Raw genomic sequence first — 18,158 nt, 5'->3', positions numbered from 1 at the left:
CCAAACTTCGACATGAGAAACCACAACCTCAAGTAGTTATTCAGCATATAAAAACCTTTTGGTCAAACAAACACGCTTAAAAAAAACAAAAAGTTCCAAAATAAGTCGAATTTAATGTGTAGTAACAAACTTACGAGTGCCTTTTTATGAGCAACACAAAAACCGTAAGCAGGACTATCAAACCGGGCCCGCAAATGTGCCTCACCTTAGAGGTTTTTGCAGGGGTATTCACAGAGCCCGTAGGAGTTGAAGTCATGCAGGTTAGGCTTGGGGTTACCCTCAACGGTACCTGGGTGAGAGTGCCATTCTTTATAATGTAGAGAGGATAGAGTCTGCCGTTCACCTCGATTAGAAAAGGAAAATAGGGGAAAATCCGTTTAACCATCATGTCTTCAATGCTCACCGTGTAGTTGCCACTCGAATTGGAATAGAAGCCAAGGAAGTCCTGAGGGTACTCAAGGATAGAGGAACCCGAAACAACTCTTTTCCAGTGAACGGGGAGGTTGGAGAAGTTCAAGGGAACCGCCTTGGAGGGTTTTAAACAGGCAGGGTTAAAGGTCACGTTCTCAACACTCCCATTCCAAGTGTGAAGAAGGAGTTTCCAGAGACCCCCCTCGAAGGTAACGTTCGGATCCTCGGGATATTCCCCGAGGAAGTAGAAATCGTCCTCAGAAACGTAGAAGAGATCCGTCGAGACCATATCGGGCACGAGCGTGCAGTTAAAAACATCTCCGGGACACATACCCGGACTCAAAATTTCGTTAGTGACCACGATAATAGCACCATTGTCGCCTGAATACACCTTGGAAACCCAGATACCATTAATTGAAAGCGCCGAAACATAAGATAGGGAAAAAGACAAAACCAGCAACATCAATACTGAGGTCTTCATGGTCATAGTATGTCACCCAATTATATGTACTTCCATCTGTAGTTCTCCATGCAGTATTGATTGAGCTTATCTAAAACCTCGAAGTTAGTTCCAAAGTAATATGCCAAATGTTTGAAGACCCTTCTACTTTCTATCTGAGCCCGCATATAATCCGAGGCATAAACTGTACATTCAGAAGAAATCCTTATCCCCGACCCCGGGCATTCCCTACAGTTTCCACAGTGCCCTAAAACTGATTCGTCAGCTTCCATTTCCCAGGATACACCCAGCTTTTCGATGGTAATTGGAAGGTACTCACTTTTAAGAACATCAAACGTGTAGGGCTTTTCCCTCGTTACTCCATCCCCAATGTAGGGTATTGTGGACGATTGGTAATAGTGTGGTTGCACAAAGATGTAATCAACGAGAGGTTTGGCCTTTTTTATGTTAGTACTCTCCCAATATAGAGTGCCCAGCTTTGGTATCCACACCAATTTATATCCGAGATCGTGTATGTATTCACTAATATCCTCAAACAGCTCAATGGGCAGACCACCCCCCATTTCTATCTGCTTCTCATGGAACATCCACGCATTTTCCAATGCCCAGTAGACCCCTTCTCGATTTGGATCTTCAACACTCAGCACTCCATCAATCCAGCCTTTCCAGTATGTTTCTCTGAATGGCTTGTTGATATTACCTCTTACTTGGCCATTAGGTGACTTGAATGGTATGGCAACGTAATATTTTACACCCCCTAGTGAAAAAATCCAGCGTGAAAACTCCCTTCCATCCTGATAACCGCTCTTATAGTCACTGCCACTGTAGTTCAAAGCTCCGCCTTCACCACCAAGAAAAATTACTTTGTCAAAGCCCCTACTGATGATATCGCCTATGATTGCTATCTTGCTCCCCACAGTCATCCTCGACTCGTAGGTCCCGAGGTTTTTATTCCACTGAACCCACCATAAACCAAACTTTGACATAAGGAATCATCAATTTTAAGTAGTTAATTATCATATAAAAACCTTTTGGTTAAACAAACACACTTAAAACAAACAAAAAGTTCCAACAATCGAATCTAAGGGGGGAGTAACCGATTACAACAGCCCAAATCACAACCGCGTAACTTAAAACTCAAAACTCAAAGAGCGTAAGGATGCCAGTTAGTAGAGAGGTGATAAAATGGTCGAGCTAGTTGTCCTCGGTCACGTTTCGATAGATACAATAGTCTTTCCCGACGGAAGAAAAATAGACATACCGGGAGGAGCAGCCGCGGCCGTCGCCACTTCCGCCGCGCTGGCGGGGGCAAAGGTCGGCCTCGTGACGAAAATCGGCGCGGACTTTCCAAGGGAGTGGCTTGAAAGGCTCGTCCAATACGTTGACATAAGGGGTGTTCAAATCCTGCCGGGAAGGACGATACACATCTGGGTGATCTATAGAGAAGATGGAAGCGTCGAGTCGCCCGTTGAGATGGGCGTTGCCGAAAGGATGGGTGAGACGCCGATTCCGGAGGAATACCTGAACGCAAAGCTCTTTCACATAGCCCCGATTCCACCGGAGGAACAGCTGAAGGTTATTAAGAGGCTCGAGGGGAAGAGGATAAGCCTCGACTTCAACCCGACCTACTACAGAGACTACCTGCAAAAGCCCAAGCTTGTAAGGGAGCTCATCTCAAGGAGTGAGGTAGTCTTTCCAAACGAGAGGGAGGCAACGCTCATAACTGGGTTAGAAAACGTTAGGGAATCCGCTGAGGAGCTCTACTCCCGGGGTGCAAAGCTCGTCGTGATCACGCGGGGCGAAAAGGGCGTCCTGGTCTACGACGGCGACTTCCACGAGTTTCCCGCGTTGACGGTCGAGGGGGAGATAGACCCCACCGGGGCTGGAGATGCTTTTGCGGGCGGTTTTCTGGCCGGGCTCGTGAAGGGGAAAAATCTGGAGGAGTGCGCAAGGCTCGGCCTCGAAATGGCAAGGCGGACTCTCATGAAGGTTGGCAGCTGGGCGATCACCCTTTGAGGACAGCGTAAAGGAGGACGTAGACGGAAACGAGGAGAAGCCCCGCCACGGCTGTGTTATTCAGGCTTGGGAGGAAGGATGAGGCAAAGAGCAGGAGGTAATAGAGGGGAACCGCAAGAAAGACTGAGGTGAAGAGGACAATGTAGTGAATCAGAGGGGCCTTTCTGTCAGCTAAGTGGACGCTTTCAACATAGATGATCCCAAAGGACAGTGCCAGAAGGGGGTAAACGCTTGAGGGCCGGTAGTATGCCAGCAGGAAACCGAGGAGGGCAAGGAAGAGGTAGCCGAGGGGCTCGTAGAGCAGGGCAGGCCCGGCAAGAACCCCCGAGAGCAGAAAAGCCCACCCGGGCAGGAGGGGGTAGAGGAGCAGAAGAGTAAGGGCCAGAGTTAAGGCCGAGAAAAGCCGCCTCATCTCGACATCACCTCCGCTATGGCGCTCTTCAGGGACTTCTTCACGTCCCAGTCAACTATGAGACCGTAACCGGAGAGGCTCTTGAGGGTGGCCTTTCTTCTTACCTCGACAAGTCTCATGGCGAGCTCTTCCTCCTCGTTCCTTGGCTCGTAAACGCTGTTGGGGTTGGGGCTTATAACGACGACGCGGTAGTCGTGCCCGGCGAGGATCTTCAGGGCCTCCCTGCTCTCGTCGGTTATGAGAGGGGAGAAGTAGAGGATCTGGGCCCTCGGGGGGAAGGCCTTCTTGACGAGGTGCTCGACCTGATATGCTATGAGGTTGTTCTTGTCGGGCCTAGCCGTGCTGAGGAAGTCTATGCACTTGAAGAAGTGCCTCTTGCCGTAGTCAACCCTAACCCACAGGGGTATCTCTTCCGCAAGAAGAAGGCCGAAACTCGTCCCATCGTTGAGGGCGTTGAACATCAGGGAAGCAGTAGCCCTTATCAGGTAGTCGAAGACCGGGCCGTTGGAGGCACCAGCATCGACGACGAAGACGACGTCGACTTTCCTCTCGCTCTCGAACTCGTTGGTCATTATCTTCCCTGTCCTCGCAGTTGCCTTCCAGTTGATTACCTTTAACGGGTCTCCCGGCCGGTATTCCCTGACCGCATGGAACTCAAGGCCCTCCCCAACGAGTGGAGATGGGAGGGGCCCCACGGTTATCTTCGTGCCCCTAGTCGAGTATGGAGTTTCTACGTCGTAGAGAACGGGAACGCCCACGACCTCTGTGAAGGCATCGGCGTAGGCATCGATTGAAAAGAACCCAAAAGGATCTTTATAGATAATCTTGACCCCTTCGAAGGTGTGTATCCCCCTCTTCATCCTAACAGTGTACTTGAGCACTCCCTCCTCGCCCGCGTTGAGAGAAAAGACCTTCGAGGGGCTCCCGGAGGTAACCTCCAAATCCCGGGGAACAACATCCCTGACGAGCAGGTGATCGGCTTTAAAGTCGGGCCTCACATGGAGTTCAACCTCGACCTCCTCCCCCTCAAGGAAGCGGTCGTGGGGAACGCTCCTCCAGACAACAACCTCACCAGATGGCTTGAAGAGGAGGTAAGCAGAGGAAAGGAGCGTGATGTAGGGCAGGAGCAGGTAGATGACATCCCAGTGGAGCGTGGCAACGGCAACCAGCGGTATGACCCAGAGGGCGAGGAAAAAGAGGGCCAGCTTGGCAGTTGGGGAGGGCCCTTTCTCTTCAACTTCCTCCACCGGAAACCTCGCCGGCTGAAAAGGTATCCCAGAGAGACCCTGCATGGCCTTCCCTCACTCGAACTTGGGAACGGGAACTTTCTCAAGTATCTTCTCCATGACGCTCTCCTGGGAGACGCGGGTGTACCAGAGCTCCCTCTTGAGTATGAGCCTGTGACTCAAAGCGGGAACCGTGACGGCCTTGACGTCGTCGGGGATTACGTAATCCCTCCCGTTGAGAGCCGCGTAGGCCCGGGAGAGCTTCAGCAGTGCAAGTGAACCCCTCGGCGATGCTCCCACATCCAAGCTCCTCCTGTCGCTCCTCGTGGCTATAACGATGTCAACTATGTAGTCGAGAACCGGTTCGCTGACGTAGACGTCTTCAATGGCTCTCTGCATCTCAGTGACTTCTTCGGCCGAGACGATGGGGTTTATCTCAACCTCCTCCCTCTTTCTCTCAATCCTCCTCCGGAGGATTTCCTTCTCCTGCTCCCTCGTTGGATAACCTACGCGGAGCCTCACCAGGAAGCGGTCGAGCTGGGCCTCGGGGAGGGGATAGGTGCCCTCCTGCTCTATCGGGTTCTGTGTGGCTATCACCACGAAGGGCTTTGGAAGTTCGTAGGTGTTACCCTCAACAGTTACCTGCCTCTCCTGCATCGCTTCAAGCAGAGCAGACTGGGTCTTCGGAGGTGAGCGGTTTATCTCGTCAGCGAGCAGTATGTTGGTGAACACCGGCCCCCTCCTGAATTCAAACTCAAGGCTCTTCTGGTTGAAGACGCTCACGCCAAGTATGTCGCTCGGGAGCAGGTCCGGGGTGAACTGGACGCGCTTGAACTCCAGTCCGAGGGCCGAGGAAAAGCTCTTGGCCATGAGGGTCTTCGCCAGCCCCGGAAGATCCTCTATCAGGACGTGGCCGTCGGCGAGTATTGTGGCGAGGAGCATCTTTAGAACATTCTCCTTGCCGACTATTGCCTTCCCTACCTCCTTCAGGATGAGCTCCGACCTTTCGTGGACTTCATCAATCCTCATTCAAATCAGCCTCCAGTATTTCAAGGGCCCTCTTGAGGCCCTCGTAGGGGTTCCTCGATGAGTAGAACGCCTGCAAAGCAGGGGGCGGGTTCGCGCGAAGCTCGTGAAAGTTCTTACCCGTTAAGGTGTGGCAGACCTCAAGGAGCTCCTCCTCCACGAGGCTCCGGGCACCACCCCTCTTGGCCCTCCTTACTATCCTGAGTGCCCGTTCAAAGTCGGGCCTCTTCCTCGCAGCTTTCTCCTCAAACACAGACCTACCGCTCAGCTTTACGTCCACCCCGATGAGCAGGATCCCCAGGAAAAGAGCCAGCGCGAGGACGGAGAGCCATCTGACGTAGTACTCCCCAGGCAGGGTTGAGAACAGAAGGAATACCGAAATTACAAGGAGCCTCCCCTTCTTGTCAGCTAACGCCTTCGGCCAGCTCACGGGCCTTCCCCCTCAACCGGTTGTATATCTCAAGGGCCTTATACGCGTCATCCCAGCCGAGAACCTCTGGAGCATAGCGGGCCTTTTCAAAGAGCCTCGTGAGCTCGGCAAAGGCCTCATGCATATACCTCACGTGCTCCGCATGCTCCCAGTGCGTCCAGCTCTCACGGTAAGGAATGCCTAGGCCCTCCAGCCACAGGGCGGCGTTTTTGTATATCTCAACAACCGCCTCCTTGGGATTGGAAAACCTATCCAAGCCAAGCTTGTCAAGCTTCCTGTCGAAGGCCATTGCCCTCTCAACCTTCCTCTTTCTTTCAATTTCAGCCCTCGCGAGGCGGTAGTAGTGGAAGCCGAGGTAGACAAATACAAAAAGAACGGGGAGCAGGAAAAGGAGGTAGAGGTGGAGATAAAGGGACGAGCTCAGGAACTGGAGGGAGGTCTTTCCCTCGACCGTTCCGAGGGGTTTCATGTACGGAGTGCAGTTGAGTGTCCCATTGACCTGGAGACACGTGCCGTTGGAGCCTGAAGTTCCTTGGCCGGTTTTGCCTATAAAACGGAACATCAGGGTCAGAAGAACCGCAAGGACAACGAGAGAGACCAGGGATATGTTTTCCCCCTCGAACTTCATCTTGGCACCTTTGATGTCCCGGAAGTAGAGGAACAGGAAGAGAAGGAGGATAAGGCCCCCGAGGAAGCCAGCCATCATGACCGCCGTGAGAATTCCCACCGGCTCCGGGGTGCGCTCGTGGGGTCTGGAGAAAGAATAGGAGTTCAGCAGGAGGGCAAGAAGCGTGAGTACAATGAACAGGGAGAGCAAAAACCTGCCTCTGGTAGACATACCTGTTCACTGGCTTCAGGTGAGCAAAGGCATATAAAAGCCTTACGGGAGGGTAGGTTGGTGATGGGTGTGAGGTTCCCAAGGCTCTACGTGGAGAGCAAGAGGGAAGAGTGCGTTGAGGGAAAAAAACTCACGAGGGACTGCGTAATCATAGACGGCAACGTCGAGGCCTGGCTTGGAAAGGGCAATGAAGTTCCAGGGTTCGTCTCAGAGAAGGCTGAGTTTCTGGCGAGAGAGGTCTACGACAGGTTTTATCTCTACGTTGACCAGACCAGCGGAAAAGTCAAAGCGGATACCATCATAGTTCTGCCGGACGGGAGGACGAGGATATACCTCAGGAGGGGAGACCAGCTCATGCTGCTTCCCGTCGAGGGTTTCACAAAGACCCTTATAGCTGACGTCGGAAACAGGGTAAGAACGGGGGACGCGTTTGCAGCGGTCACGAGCAGGAAGGGGGAAGTTCACTACCTCAAGCCCCCGAGAAACGGGACGGTGGTCTTCATAGACGAGATAACGAACAGGCCACACTACGTTTACTACATCCTCCCTGAGGAGTGATCATTCTCCCTTTATTCCCTTTAGCATTGCCTCAATGCTCGACCTCAGCGCGAGGTTTATAGAGTTAATTCTGTCCATACCCTTTATCGTACGCGTATTGTGGGAGCTCGTTATAATCAGCGACCATTTGTAAATTCCGTTTTTAACTGGGTTGCTCTGAAACATTGCTATGAACTTCTCACCACCGGAACTGACCTCAACTATCTCCACGTCGGTGTCTCCGAGCTTTGAAGAATAAACCTCACGAACCTCAAGGTTACTGTACTCATTTCTCAGGACGTCGGAAAGATATCCCATATAGGTCACCTATATAACATTGAGCAAAGGTCTTTATATACCTACCGCGCGGAGAAGGCGGAGACCAAAAGGGTTATAAAAGAAGGGAGTAAGTCCCAGTGAAGCAATTTTGGAGTTGAAGGAAATGAAAGCTGAGCCTGGGGATATGGTTCTTTTCAACTACATTGGAAGGTTTGAAAACGGTGAGGTTTTTGACACCAGCTACGGGGATCTAGCCAAGAAAAACGGCATTTACGTGGAGGAGCGCGAATACGGCCCCATGTGGGTCACAATAGGTATTGGCGAGGTAATACCTGGCCTCGACGAGGCAATGATAGGCATGGAAGCAGGGGAGAAGAAGATCGTAACCGTTCCCCCCGAGAAGGCCTATGGCATGCCGAACCCGGAGCTCGTCATAAAAGTCCCAGTCGAGGAGTTCTCAAAGGCCGGTCTGGAGCCCCAGGAAGGCCTCTACGTGATGACTGATTCCGGGATAGCTAAGATAGTGGCAGTGGAAGGAGACACCGTCTCGCTGGACTTCAACCACCCCCTGGCCGGGAAGACCCTGATCTTCGAGGTCGAGGTGCTTGAGGTAAAGAGGTCAAAAGAGACCGGCGCTGATGTTGACGCTCATCATTGAGCGGTAGATTATCACTCCCATCACCACGAGGAGGAAGGCATACTTGAGGCCGGAGGAGTACTTCCCCTCCCTTATTACCCCTATCCCAATCCCAGAGACCACGGCCTGAAGTATGATGAACCCAAAGATTATGTTCTGAATGGCCTGAACTGGCAGTGAAAGACCCGTCCCGGCACCGCTCATCGACTCCATGACCTTCCCGACTATGCCGAGTATTATCGGGCCCACAAAACCACTCGTTATTATGAAGAACATTGTCTGCATGCCCGTTGATGCCTTTCTTTCCTGATTTATCCTGAGTATCTCCCTGACGTCGTTGGCCACTGAAACTAGAACTTCGCTCATTGGGGCACCCCTCTCAAGGGCCTCGATGACTATCATCATAGAACGGTATATTACCGGCGACCTGCGGTTCCTCAAGGCAAAGGCCCTGAGGGCATCGACTGTGGGGCGTCCCTTCCTTATCTCCCCAACTGTCTTCCTGAACTCGTCCGTTAGTGCGCCAAACTTTGCTGTTGTTAACTCTTCCAAGGCCTCGGAGAAGGATATGCCAGCCCTGAGTGAGCTGGCGAGGTAGAAAAACGCATCCGGAAGGAACCTCTCCATCTCCTCAGTCTTTTTCATGACCCTCCAGTAGGGGTAGGCGTATATTATGCCTATCAGAACTGAAAGGAACGCTATGAGGGAGTTGACCACCGTTGAGAACAGCAACACTACGACAGCGGCTATCAGCGATAGCAGGAGGGAGATCACTATGTACTCCGCCGCCAGGAAGTTTACCCCCGCTGAGTATATCAGGAGCTCATACCGTTTGAGCCACTTTTCTGGGAGAATTCTCTCGACGATTGAGACGAGCCCGGTTGCTATCCCTGTTTCCGGCAATCTTTTCACCTCGGCTCAGCCTTCTTAATCATGTTTATTATGATGAGGGAAAGGCCAGGAAAGGCCATGAGCAGTATAATCGCCATTGTCTGGACGTCAAAGATGAGGGCCCGGGCCATTATCGAACCTGCCAGTATTCCGACGATGAACATCGTTGGCATAACTATAGTCATAAACATGTAGACGAAAGAGACACCGTTGACCTTCTGGACATATTCGACGAGCTTCATCCTGTACTCGAAGGCAAAGTCCTCGGCCATCTTGTAAAGGATATCCGAGAGGTTGCCACCGAACTTGACGGCACGGAGTATCTGTTTGACCACCCTGCTGACCTTGTCGGAGGCCATCTTCTCCTCGAAGCGCTGGAGGGCCTCCTCAAGGGAGGCACCCGTCCTCATGTCCCTCAGCAATAGGTCGAACTCCTCGGAGAGGACACCGTAGTCGGCGCGTGCTACCGAGAGGATGGACTCCTCAATGCCAACACCAGCGCTCAAAAGGGAAGCCATGTGCCTGAGGGCGTAGGGAAGGGCTCTCTCCACCTCGGTAACACGGCGCTTCCACACCATCCTAGGGTACTGCCTCATGTAGCCGAAGCCCCCGAGGAAGCCGAGGAGACCTATGAGGAGTGAATTCTCAAGGGATATATACATCAGGTAGGCGAAGAGGAACGAAAAGAAGCCGGCGAAAAATGAGACGACGAGCATCTGGGCAACGTACTTCTCCTTGGATATGAACATGCTCGCCCTAAATAAGTCGTAGTCGAGGCCCTTGAAGGATTGTGTTAGTGAAGATATCGGCCCGCGGAAGTACTTCAGGAGTGCCTCAGCAAGTCTCTCGGAGAGCGGTTTGCTGATCTCCTCCTTACGCCACTGGAGGACTTCCTCCACAAGCTTCTCCCTCTCCTCCTCAAGCCTGCCCTCTGACCTCTCCACCTGGAGTTCCTTGAGCCTCCTCAGCCTCTCCTGGATTCGGGCCTTCGGAACCCTCCTGAGGGGTCTCCTGACCCCTTCCGATACCTTCCCTCCGATTTCCTCAAGGAAGTCAAAGACCGCCAAAGCCCATCACCCCGTCATAAACTGGGCGATCCTCTCGGACACTTCCACACTGCTCTCGGCCTGCACCCTCTTCAGGAGGCTCTCCTGATCAATGTAAAACATCCTGATGTAGTGCCCGACCTTGTCGATGCTCCTTATCCCGTTCTCAACCATCCATTCAAGGATCAGCTTCCTCTTCTCGATCTCGTCCTCTATCTCCCTCATGCTCAGCCCAGTGTGTTTGGCTAAGGTAGCCAGGGTCTTGCTCGGAACCCCCGTTGGGACGAGCTCATCCTTTATGGGGTCGTACTTGAAGAGCTGGTTCAGCTGGACGCTCTCTGCCTCTAAGCTGGAGACCTCGGCTATCTCCGTGACGCGTCTCACCGTTCCCTTCTTCCTGCTATGGAAGCGAACCTGCATTATGATTATGTCCAAAGCGGGTATCATTATCCTCGGAACGTTCATGGGTGGACTTTCAAGCCTTATTATCGTCTCACGGGCGCTGTTGGCATGGATTGTGCTCATACAGTTTGAAACGAGTATGCCGTTGGCCACGTAGTTGTGGTCGTCCTCAACGGTTAGATCGTAGAGGTACTCCACCCCAAGCTCCTCCGGGGAGACCTCCTCAACACTCACAACTTCATCCCAGTAAACGTCGCCCTCAGCTATTAGCTGGAGACGCTTTGCCATGATCCAAGCGTCTTCGTCACCAATGTCTCCAGCTATCCGCTGGAACGCCAGAGCGATTCCCTTCAGTGCTGAGCGCCTTATCTCACCCATCCGACCCTTCTCGACGTGCCTTATGAGGCTCTCTGAGATCTTCTCTCCAGCATAGTGGGAGGCCAGCTTTGAGAGTTCCGCGACGCTAAGACCTAGCCTGAGACGGAGAGGTCTTATCATAACGCTTGAGATTGGAACGCGGTAGGTTCTCCTACCCCGATAGGCTTTCTTCTCGGTAAGAATCTCCTCGAGCTTTGCCCTCTTCCTCGAATGGCGGAGCAGAACCATCGAGCGGAACTTCCTGAGGTCTTCCACCCCACTTATCGTGACACGGAATATGTAATCCTCCTTGAAGCCCTTGTTTTTGATCCTTGTAACGGTGCTTATTATACCGAGCCTCTGGAGGGCGTACCAGATCTTTCTCGCTGCGTTCTCGCTCTTTGTCGTCAGGACTATTGAAAGCCCGTTTGGATCGACGTAGCCGTCAGCGTCGAAGAGTCCAGCCAGGAAGTGGCGCATAAGCTCATCGTTCGAGAGTACCAAGTGGGGAACATCCCAGTCGCCCTTTTCCCCTTTGGGTATCCCAAAGGCCCTCGAAAGGAACTCCGCGAAAATCTTGGAACCGTAGGTCACCACCGTACTCGTCCCGCTGTCCCTGATGGAGGGCCTGCTCTCGGGCAGAAACTCGGAGATTGAATCGACGAAAGCCTTCATATACTCCCCGTCATCAAAAGTCGCCGAGAGGTAGTGGCCGTTCGAGGATATGTAGCCATCGCCAAGTAATACACCAACCGCGTAGGCGAGCCTTTCGTTCACTTCCCTGACGAGCCTGACAGGATTGGAATTAACTGAGAGCAGGAACCGGGCCTTCTCAGGAGGCACGCCATCATTCGGAACCTTTACCATGCCCTTTCCATTTGGAACGAGGTAGTAGTCACTTATCCCGGAATAAACGCTGGAAGGTACTATAGCCCTCCTCTGCGGGGGCTTTGGTGGATTAAGCATCACGGCTACCCTGTCGCCAGGCTTGAGCTTTTCCGCCTCCTTCCTAACGACATCGCCGTCTGAAAAGACGAAAAACGGGTGGGTCTTGGTGAGTATGACCTCGTTTCCGGTTCTCGTCCTTATTCTAAGAAGCCTCTCACCTTCCCTAACCTTTCTACGCCAGACCTTTGAAACAACGTGCTTTCCGGCTTTCAGGTCAGACCCGACACTCACCACCTCGAAGCGGTCTTCCCCATCCAGTTCCACGTACTCTAGGTCTTTGTACGTCTTCACTCTGTCCGAGTACTTTTCGAAGAGCTTCTTGATTAAACTGCCAATGAGCTCGAAGCGTCCATCGGAGAGTTGAATGACCGAGAAGTCGTAAAGGGCCCCATTATGTCCCGTGTTCATGGCTGTGAACATCGTCCTAGCCTCTGGCCCACGAACTTCACCGACGATGATCCTGTCGGGACGCATACGGAGGGTGTTCCTTACGAGATCGTCCATCGTAACTTCTCCCCTCCCTTCGAGGTTCGGGGGTCTCGTCTCGAGCCTTACCCAGTGTTCCACCGGCAACTGGAGTTCCGCGGTGTCCTCGATACTGATGACGCGCTCGCTGGGCGGGATGAACATCGCTAGAGAGTTCAGCGTCGTGGTCTTGCCTGAGCTTGTTCCACCGGAGACCAGTATGTTGGCTGGCTTGACGCCAAGGCCGTCCACAAGAACCCAGAGAAAAGCCGCTATGTCAGAACCCAGGGTCTGGTACTTGATCAGGTCTATTATCGTGAGTGGATCCTTCTTGAACTTACGTATGGTTATCGTTGGCCCGTCAAGACTTATTGGTGGTATCGTTGCATTGACACGGCTTCCATCCGGAAGGCGGGCATCGAGGAGCGGGCTCTGCTGGTCAATCCTCCTACCGACTTCCCTGGCGATTCTCTCTATGATGTTCAGTATCTCCCTCTCATCGGGAAAGGTTATGTTCGTCTTACACATGTTGTGCTTCCTGTGCCAGACGTAGACCGGCCTCCCGGTCCCTATGACCATTATCTCTTCAAGGTTGTCGTCCCTCACAAGGGGATCGAGCTTGCCGTAGCCTATCATCTGCTCGACTATAAGCTTGGCCAGAACCTCAGTTCTGCCCTCCGAGAAGTGGGGTGCCTCCTCCTTTATCATCTTCTTAACCGCATCAAGGAAGACCCGCCTGCGCTTTTCGGGGTCGGGTATCGTCGTCGGGTCTATCTGTATCTCGGTTATAGCCCTCTCCTTGATCCTTTTGAAGAGCGTCTCCTCTTCCTTGCTCAGCTTGGGGAGTATGAGCTCGTATATTGGAACCGGCTCACCCTTTACCTTGAGTATCCTCACGTTGCCGTAGGCGTCGAGAACCTGGGCCCTACCGGCGTATGATACCTCTTCCGTTCGCTCCGGGCCGAGTATGTTGCTGAGGGGTGGTGCACCGGAGGGTTGGGGGATCTTCTTTGGCTCGGACTCGACGAGTATCTTGCTTAGGAAGTCAACGCCGGCCTCTTCTCCGCCAATTGGAAGTTCAGCCGAAGACTTCTCCTCCTTCTTGGACTCTTCCTTTTTCTCCCCACCGAGTATCCCTTCGAGGGAGCCGGCATCAGTTTCCTTTCCACTTTCCTTTTTGGGTTCTTCCCCCTTCCCGAGGATTGAGGACAGGAAATCGGCACCAGACGGAGGGCTCTCCTCTTTCTCTTCCTTATTCTCACCGGCGAGGATGTCCTCTAAACTACCCCCCGAACTGTTCAGGAAAGGGAGGGGGGCCTCCTCTTTCTTCTTATCCTTGTGAAGGACTTCCTCCAAGGGTGTTTCTCCTTCGAGTATCTCGTCTATCCAGGAAAAGTCCCCCTTTGGCTTCTTCTTTCTCTCCACAGCCACCATCTCACCTTCCAGAGTTCGTCCAGCTCACGTGGTAGGTTATTTCAATCTCCTTCCTCATGAGAACAATCCAGACCGGAAAGTCAAAACCTGCCCTTCTACGGGGCTTTTGGGCAAAGCTCGGAACTCTGACGCCTGAGATCAGGCTGTTGGTCAAGTGGAAGATGTTGGAGGTGACGTTTATCTCAGGTTTCTTCCTTTCCTGTGGGGGCTCGAGACCCCGGAACTTCCAGATAAAGTCCTTTATGTATTCGCTGTAGGTCATCGTGTAGTTGGGATAGTAGTCGTAGGTCTTGGCATCGCTGAAGAGTATTGGGGGAGCAATGGCAAAGAAGACGCCGAAGGTCGAGTTGTTCTCGTCCGGGACGTTCGTTACCTTAAACTTCACTACCCCCTCAACCTTCAGGACTTTTATATACCTGTCGAGGAAGGGAAGCATTGACCTAATGCTCATTATCTTTGGGTAGTTGAGGAGCTGGGGAGAGACGACACCACAAGTTAGCCTGTCTATCTCACCGGGAGGGATGTTGACGTAGATGTGGCTGAGGGTGCCGTTTGTGAACGTCACCGAGTCTATATGCCCTATATCACCGCAGGGGTTGTTGTAGTTGAGCATCTCAACGGTGTAGGATGCATTCGAGTTTATCCCAAAGTTTATTTTAACGGTCTCGTAGGGCATTATCCAGAAGCCCACCATGTAGTTAAGGCTGTGGTTTACGGTGTATAGGGAGATTCTGCCTTCAATCGTGTTGCCCACGCGGTAGGTGTAGCCGAATTCATTATCCGAGCGGAGTATCCTAAAGTCATACCTCGGGTTAATGATTACGAACTTTGGATAGGGAGCGAGGTTGATTAGAGTAACGTTTATATCGAGCATTACTTCCCCGGCGAGGCCTATGTTGTTGTAGGTCAGATAACCGTACGTGCCGGGGATGGAATAGCTCTGGGCCGAGACGTAACTTAAAGGGGCTAAAATCAAAATCAAAAGAAAGGGAAAGACTCTCCTCATGCCCACCACCTCATGTAGACACCTTGGCCACGTAGAGACTATCCTGGTTGGCGAGTATGTCCGGGACGAAGATGGATGGCACTTTCACTATGACGAGGAACTGGGTGTCGGGGCTCAGGACGAGCATGTCGGAGGACTCCTCCAGGTTGAGCACCTTCCAGCCGTATTTGTTGAGCTGGGCCTTGACCTCGTCGCTGGCCTGTATCTTACCGGCCGCTATGGCCTTTAATATCTCAGCGAGGTTAACGTTGTAGGTGTAGCTGGCCGAGGAGCTCTGACCGGCACTCTGGGAGTTGGAGTAGGTGTCGGAGTAGCTCGTCCCGTTGGAGTAGCTTGTCCCTCCGGGGTTGTAGCTAGCGGACTGGCTCTCGCTGTATGTGTTGGAGGAGGTCGTCGAGGAAGAGCTCGCCTGGCTCTGGGACTCGCTGGCGGATATCTGGCCAGCGTTCGTGGGCAGGAGAACCATCTCAACGTAGCCCTGGTTAACAATCTCCCTGTAGGTGTTCTTAGTGCCGTTGGTGGCAAAGAACACGACCTTATCGCCGGGCTGGAGGAAGCCACCGGCTATCCTGTCCCTAGGCAGGACGAGGGCTATCTCAACGTACTTGACGGGATAGACCCTGTACTCAAGGAGCTCACGGTAGTTCGTAATGCTGCCTAGTATCGACTTGGCCTCGTTCTTGGAGATGAGCTTCTTGACACCGTTCCTCTCAAGGATAACCTCAGGTGAGGTTATGCTGTCTATCTGGTAATAATAGTAGTCCCTCCAGAGGGAGAGCAGATATGGGTCCGGATTTACCGAGTTAGCCTGCTCAACCGTCTTGGCGCTTTCAACCTGCTGTTCAAGGCTCTTGAGGCTCGAAACGACCTTCGCCTTTATGCTATCCGGGAGCGACATCGCGAGGAGCGGTTGAAAGGCCAGCTTTATCTCCTGGAGTTTCCTCTGCTTGGTCTGGTTCAGCTCCTTCTGATACTCGCGCTCTTTCTCCTTGGCGGTACACTGTTCATAGGCCTGGACTGCTTTATCAAAGTAAGCTTTCACATTTATTGAGCTGAGTTCGCTTACGCTCTTCGCGGAGAGAATCCTTGAAACCACCTGACTCTTGTAGTAGGTGACGTTGGCTGTACAGTTGGCGTTGGTGAACTTGTAACTGCCGAAGTAGCTCTTGACCTCATTGAGCTTCTCCGCTCTCACATTTTTCAGCTCATTGGCGGCTCTGCTCTGGAGATAGGCGTAAACACCGAGTGAAACAATGAGGATTATAATTATCAGAATCGAAGCACCGATGAGAATCCTCTTCCTGCGCTCCTTCTCCCTTATTGTGCTGAGGGAGCGGGGCCTGCGGGGAGGCTTCTTAGAAGGGGCAGGGGGTTTAGCTGGAGCTGAGGACTCGGCGCTCACCTTACCCAGCTCTCTTAAACGGCGAATTTTCGCTTCTATATCCTCGGCCACGTTGAGCACCACCGTTATCGTTATATAATGGTCTTTAGACTCGAATAACTTTTGAAGGTTAAGCTTTATTTAAATTTCGGTGGGAGGATGGAGAGGCTTGAGATTGAGGTAGTTGAGATAAGGGGCCGATGTCCAGTCTTCAAGACCGGTGACAGGATAGTCATTGAGGGTCCGAGAGTGAAGCTTGACGAGACCGATGCAATATGCACCCACGCCTTCGCGTCGCTCCTCCCGTACATAGTTGTCCTCCGAAAAGGTATTAAACCGAGCGAACTTGGCCTCGGCAGGGGAGAAAAACCTACATCCAGTGTCTCGACCCTGGGCCGCCATATCCCGAGGGCGGGACTGTAATATTTGAGGTAACGGTGGTTCGTGATGAAGCAGAGGAGAGCGTGGCGGGTGGTGAGGGAGGTAATAGATGAGGCAGACTTCGTAGTTGAGGTAGTTGACGCCAGGGATCCGACAGGGACGCGCAACAGAAAGCTTGAGAAGCTCGTCCGGGAGAGCGGAAAGCCACTCCTCATAGTCATGAATAAGGCCGATTTAGTCCCGAGGAATTGGGCCGAGGATTACAAGCGGAGGAGCGAGATTCCGGTTGTCTTCATAAGCGCAAGGGAAAGGAAGGGGACGGGGATACTGAGGAGGGAGATAAAGAGGCTCGCAAAGCCCTTCCTAGAGGAGAAGGAAAGGGTAAAGGTTGCCCTCATAGGTTACCCCAACGTTGGGAAGAGCACGATAATAAACACCCTCAGGGGGAAAAGGGCCATAGGAACAGCGCCGATCCCGGGCTACACGAGGGGGAAACACCTGATAAGGCTCAGCAAGAGGATATGGCTTCTGGATTCACCCGGCGTCGTTCCGATTGACGATTTCGACGAGCTGGTGATAAAGGGAGGCTTTCCAGCCGACAAGATAGAAGAGCCCGTTAAGCCCGCTTTAAAACTCATCTCGCGCATTCTCGAAACGCGGAGGGAAGCGATAACCGAGAAGTTCGGAATTGAGGAGTTCAAGAGCGGGGAGGACATACTCAGAAAAATCGGGGAAAGGAGGGGACTGATAAAGTCGGGCGGAGAGGTTGATCTGGAGGAAACCGCCCGCTGGTTCCTCCGTGAGTGGCAAACCGGTCACTTTACCCTCTTCGGGAAGGAAGAGGAAAAAAGGGCCCAGTTCACCTGGGACTTTGAGGACGTGCTTGACGGCATCGAGAAAGAACTCCTTCTCGACCCCAGGAGAATACTCTGGCACTTTGGCGACGAACTTCGGGAGAAACTTGACGGCCAGAAAAGAGCCGGCTTAAGGGAGATAGAGGGAATAACCGTTGGGATAGCTACCGGTTTTAAAAAGTGTGACTCCGCTTTGAAGTTCCTTGAAGAGCTTACCGGAAAGAGCGTTTTAGCGGGCGAGTGCTTTGGGAAGAAGTGGAAGGGAGTAATAGCGATTCTCGATTAAGCTCTAAGGGCTTTCACGACGTCCAGCCTTCCCATCACTCTCCTCACGATGAGAGCAGTGAAGATATTATAGGCAACGTAGAGGGCCGTAAACAGAGGGAGAACTTTTAGTGCATCGCCGAGCGAGAGGTTCACTGGAAGGATTATGTTGCCGATGTAGTAACCTACCTTTACTGCGAGGGGTATAGCGAGAAGCGAACCTATGATTGAGGAAGGAACGACCTTTGACAGGAACTCCCGCTCGACGTGCGAATCCGGAATCCCTATGGCCTTTAGCGTTGCGTAGACCTTCTCATTGCCCTCGACCTCTAGGTAAACCAACGTGAATATTGCGAAGACTCCCACGAGGAAGGTAACGAGCATAACCGTGTAAACCGGTGTTTTGAAGAGCATGAGGTTCTGCTCCGTCATTCTCCTGAGGTCGTCGAGCGTGTAG

At 52.5% G+C, this 18,158-nt stretch carries 18 protein-coding genes and 1 pseudogene; 5 read left to right on the top strand and 14 right to left on the bottom strand.

The genetic code is table 11. From position 1 onward, the window contains the following. Window positions 1–130: 130 nt before the first annotated feature. Both MVD07_RS08600 and MVD07_RS08595 read right to left on the bottom strand, forming a co-directional pair. The gene (locus MVD07_RS08600; RefSeq protein ID WP_297500876.1) at window positions 131–898 is read right to left on the bottom strand and encodes a CGP-CTERM sorting domain-containing protein; all 768 of its coding nucleotides are present in this window, start codon (window positions 896–898) and stop codon (window positions 131–133) included. Window positions 899–912: 14 nt separating this feature from the next. Then, window positions 913–1,857 (bottom strand): DUF4855 domain-containing protein, encoded by a 945-nt coding sequence (locus tag MVD07_RS08595; protein ID WP_297500873.1) that lies wholly within the window; start codon window positions 1,855–1,857, stop codon window positions 913–915. Between the two features lie 199 nt (window positions 1,858–2,056). Between MVD07_RS08595 and MVD07_RS08590 the strand changes: the two genes are divergently transcribed. Continuing rightward, on the top strand, window positions 2,057–2,887 hold the full coding sequence (locus tag MVD07_RS08590; protein WP_297500870.1) for a PfkB family carbohydrate kinase: 831 nt from the start codon (window positions 2,057–2,059) through the stop codon (window positions 2,885–2,887). Here the strand turns inward: MVD07_RS08590 and MVD07_RS08585 are convergent. The 5 genes from MVD07_RS08585 to MVD07_RS08565 are packed head-to-tail and all read right to left on the bottom strand — an operon-like array spanning window position 2,877 to window position 6,819. Continuing rightward, complete coding sequence (locus tag MVD07_RS08585) at window positions 2,877–3,299, bottom strand: hypothetical protein (protein WP_297500867.1); 423 nt, start codon at window positions 3,297–3,299, stop codon at window positions 2,877–2,879. The genes MVD07_RS08590 and MVD07_RS08585 overlap by 11 nt on opposite strands. Further along, window positions 3,296–4,546 carry a DUF58 domain-containing protein gene (locus MVD07_RS08580; protein ID WP_297500864.1) on the bottom strand — a complete coding sequence of 417 codons (1,251 nt, stop codon included), beginning with the start codon at window positions 4,544–4,546 and terminating at the stop codon, window positions 3,296–3,298. The genes MVD07_RS08585 and MVD07_RS08580 overlap by 4 nt, the downstream gene beginning before the upstream one ends. A gap of 54 nt (window positions 4,547–4,600) precedes the next feature. Next, window positions 4,601–5,554, bottom strand: coding sequence for a MoxR family ATPase (locus MVD07_RS08575; RefSeq protein ID WP_297500860.1), 954 nt, complete (start codon window positions 5,552–5,554; stop codon window positions 4,601–4,603). Beyond that, window positions 5,544–5,981, bottom strand: coding sequence for a hypothetical protein (locus tag MVD07_RS08570; RefSeq protein WP_297500857.1), 438 nt, complete (start codon window positions 5,979–5,981; stop codon window positions 5,544–5,546). The genes MVD07_RS08575 and MVD07_RS08570 overlap by 11 nt, the downstream gene beginning before the upstream one ends. Further along, window positions 5,956–6,819, bottom strand: a complete 864-nt coding sequence (locus MVD07_RS08565; RefSeq protein ID WP_297500855.1) for a DUF4129 domain-containing protein — start codon at window positions 6,817–6,819, stop codon at window positions 5,956–5,958. The genes MVD07_RS08570 and MVD07_RS08565 overlap by 26 nt, the downstream gene beginning before the upstream one ends. A gap of 63 nt (window positions 6,820–6,882) precedes the next feature. Between MVD07_RS08565 and MVD07_RS08560 the strand changes: the two genes are divergently transcribed. Further along, entirely contained in the window at window positions 6,883–7,377 is a 495-nt protein-coding gene (locus MVD07_RS08560; protein ID WP_297500852.1) for a DUF2118 domain-containing protein, read from the top strand. Here MVD07_RS08560 and MVD07_RS08555 read toward each other — a convergent pair whose 3' ends face one another. Continuing rightward, on the bottom strand, window positions 7,378–7,674 hold the full coding sequence (locus MVD07_RS08555; protein ID WP_297500889.1) for a hypothetical protein: 297 nt from the start codon (window positions 7,672–7,674) through the stop codon (window positions 7,378–7,380). It lies immediately after the preceding gene. 124 nt (window positions 7,675–7,798) lie between these two features. Here MVD07_RS08555 and MVD07_RS08550 point away from each other — a divergent pair, with 124 nt between their 5' ends. Beyond that, on the top strand, window positions 7,799–8,293 hold the full coding sequence (locus tag MVD07_RS08550) for a peptidylprolyl isomerase (RefSeq protein WP_297500884.1): 495 nt from the start codon (window positions 7,799–7,801) through the stop codon (window positions 8,291–8,293). Here the strand turns inward: MVD07_RS08550 and MVD07_RS08545 are convergent. The 5 genes from MVD07_RS08545 to MVD07_RS08525 are packed head-to-tail and all read right to left on the bottom strand — an operon-like array spanning window position 8,255 to window position 16,283. Beyond that, window positions 8,255–9,184 (bottom strand): type II secretion system F family protein, encoded by a 930-nt coding sequence (locus tag MVD07_RS08545; protein ID WP_297500847.1) that lies wholly within the window; start codon window positions 9,182–9,184, stop codon window positions 8,255–8,257. The genes MVD07_RS08550 and MVD07_RS08545 overlap by 39 nt on opposite strands. After that, the gene (locus MVD07_RS08540) at window positions 9,181–10,230 is read right to left on the bottom strand and encodes a type II secretion system F family protein (protein WP_297500843.1); all 1,050 of its coding nucleotides are present in this window, start codon (window positions 10,228–10,230) and stop codon (window positions 9,181–9,183) included. The genes MVD07_RS08545 and MVD07_RS08540 overlap by 4 nt, the downstream gene beginning before the upstream one ends. Window positions 10,231–10,236: 6 nt before the next feature. Further along, complete coding sequence (locus MVD07_RS08535; protein WP_297500881.1) at window positions 10,237–13,806, bottom strand: ATPase, T2SS/T4P/T4SS family; 3,570 nt, start codon at window positions 13,804–13,806, stop codon at window positions 10,237–10,239. Window positions 13,807–13,816: 10 nt separating this feature from the next. After that, on the bottom strand, window positions 13,817–14,821 hold the full coding sequence (locus MVD07_RS08530; protein ID WP_297500879.1) for a hypothetical protein: 1,005 nt from the start codon (window positions 14,819–14,821) through the stop codon (window positions 13,817–13,819). Window positions 14,822–14,831: 10 nt separating this feature from the next. Then, entirely contained in the window at window positions 14,832–16,283 is a 1,452-nt protein-coding gene (locus MVD07_RS08525) for a DUF515 domain-containing protein (RefSeq protein ID WP_297500840.1), read from the bottom strand. A gap of 78 nt (window positions 16,284–16,361) precedes the next feature. Between MVD07_RS08525 and MVD07_RS08520 the strand changes: the two are divergent. Together MVD07_RS08520 and MVD07_RS08515 are read left to right on the top strand one after the other, a co-directional pair. Continuing rightward, a pseudogene (locus MVD07_RS08520) lies at window positions 16,362–16,696 on the top strand (TIGR04076 family protein). Continuing rightward, window positions 16,650–17,723 carry a GTPase gene (locus tag MVD07_RS08515; protein ID WP_297500837.1) on the top strand — a complete coding sequence of 358 codons (1,074 nt, stop codon included), beginning with the start codon at window positions 16,650–16,652 and terminating at the stop codon, window positions 17,721–17,723. The pseudogene MVD07_RS08520 and the gene MVD07_RS08515 overlap by 47 nt, the downstream one beginning before the upstream one ends. Here MVD07_RS08515 and MVD07_RS08510 read toward each other — a convergent pair. Continuing rightward, window positions 17,720–18,158: FtsX-like permease family protein (locus MVD07_RS08510; RefSeq protein WP_297500834.1), on the bottom strand; the 439-nt coding region annotated here is incomplete at its 5' end. The two genes, MVD07_RS08515 and MVD07_RS08510, sit on opposite strands and share 4 nt — an antisense overlap.

Origin of the sequence: Thermococcus sp. (assembly GCF_027008145.1) — an archaeon.
Lineage (GTDB): Archaea > Methanobacteriota_B > Thermococci > Thermococcales > Thermococcaceae > Thermococcus.
The sequence above is the reverse complement of the archived record's forward strand: the minus strand, read 5'-3'. Positions and strand labels throughout refer to the sequence as shown.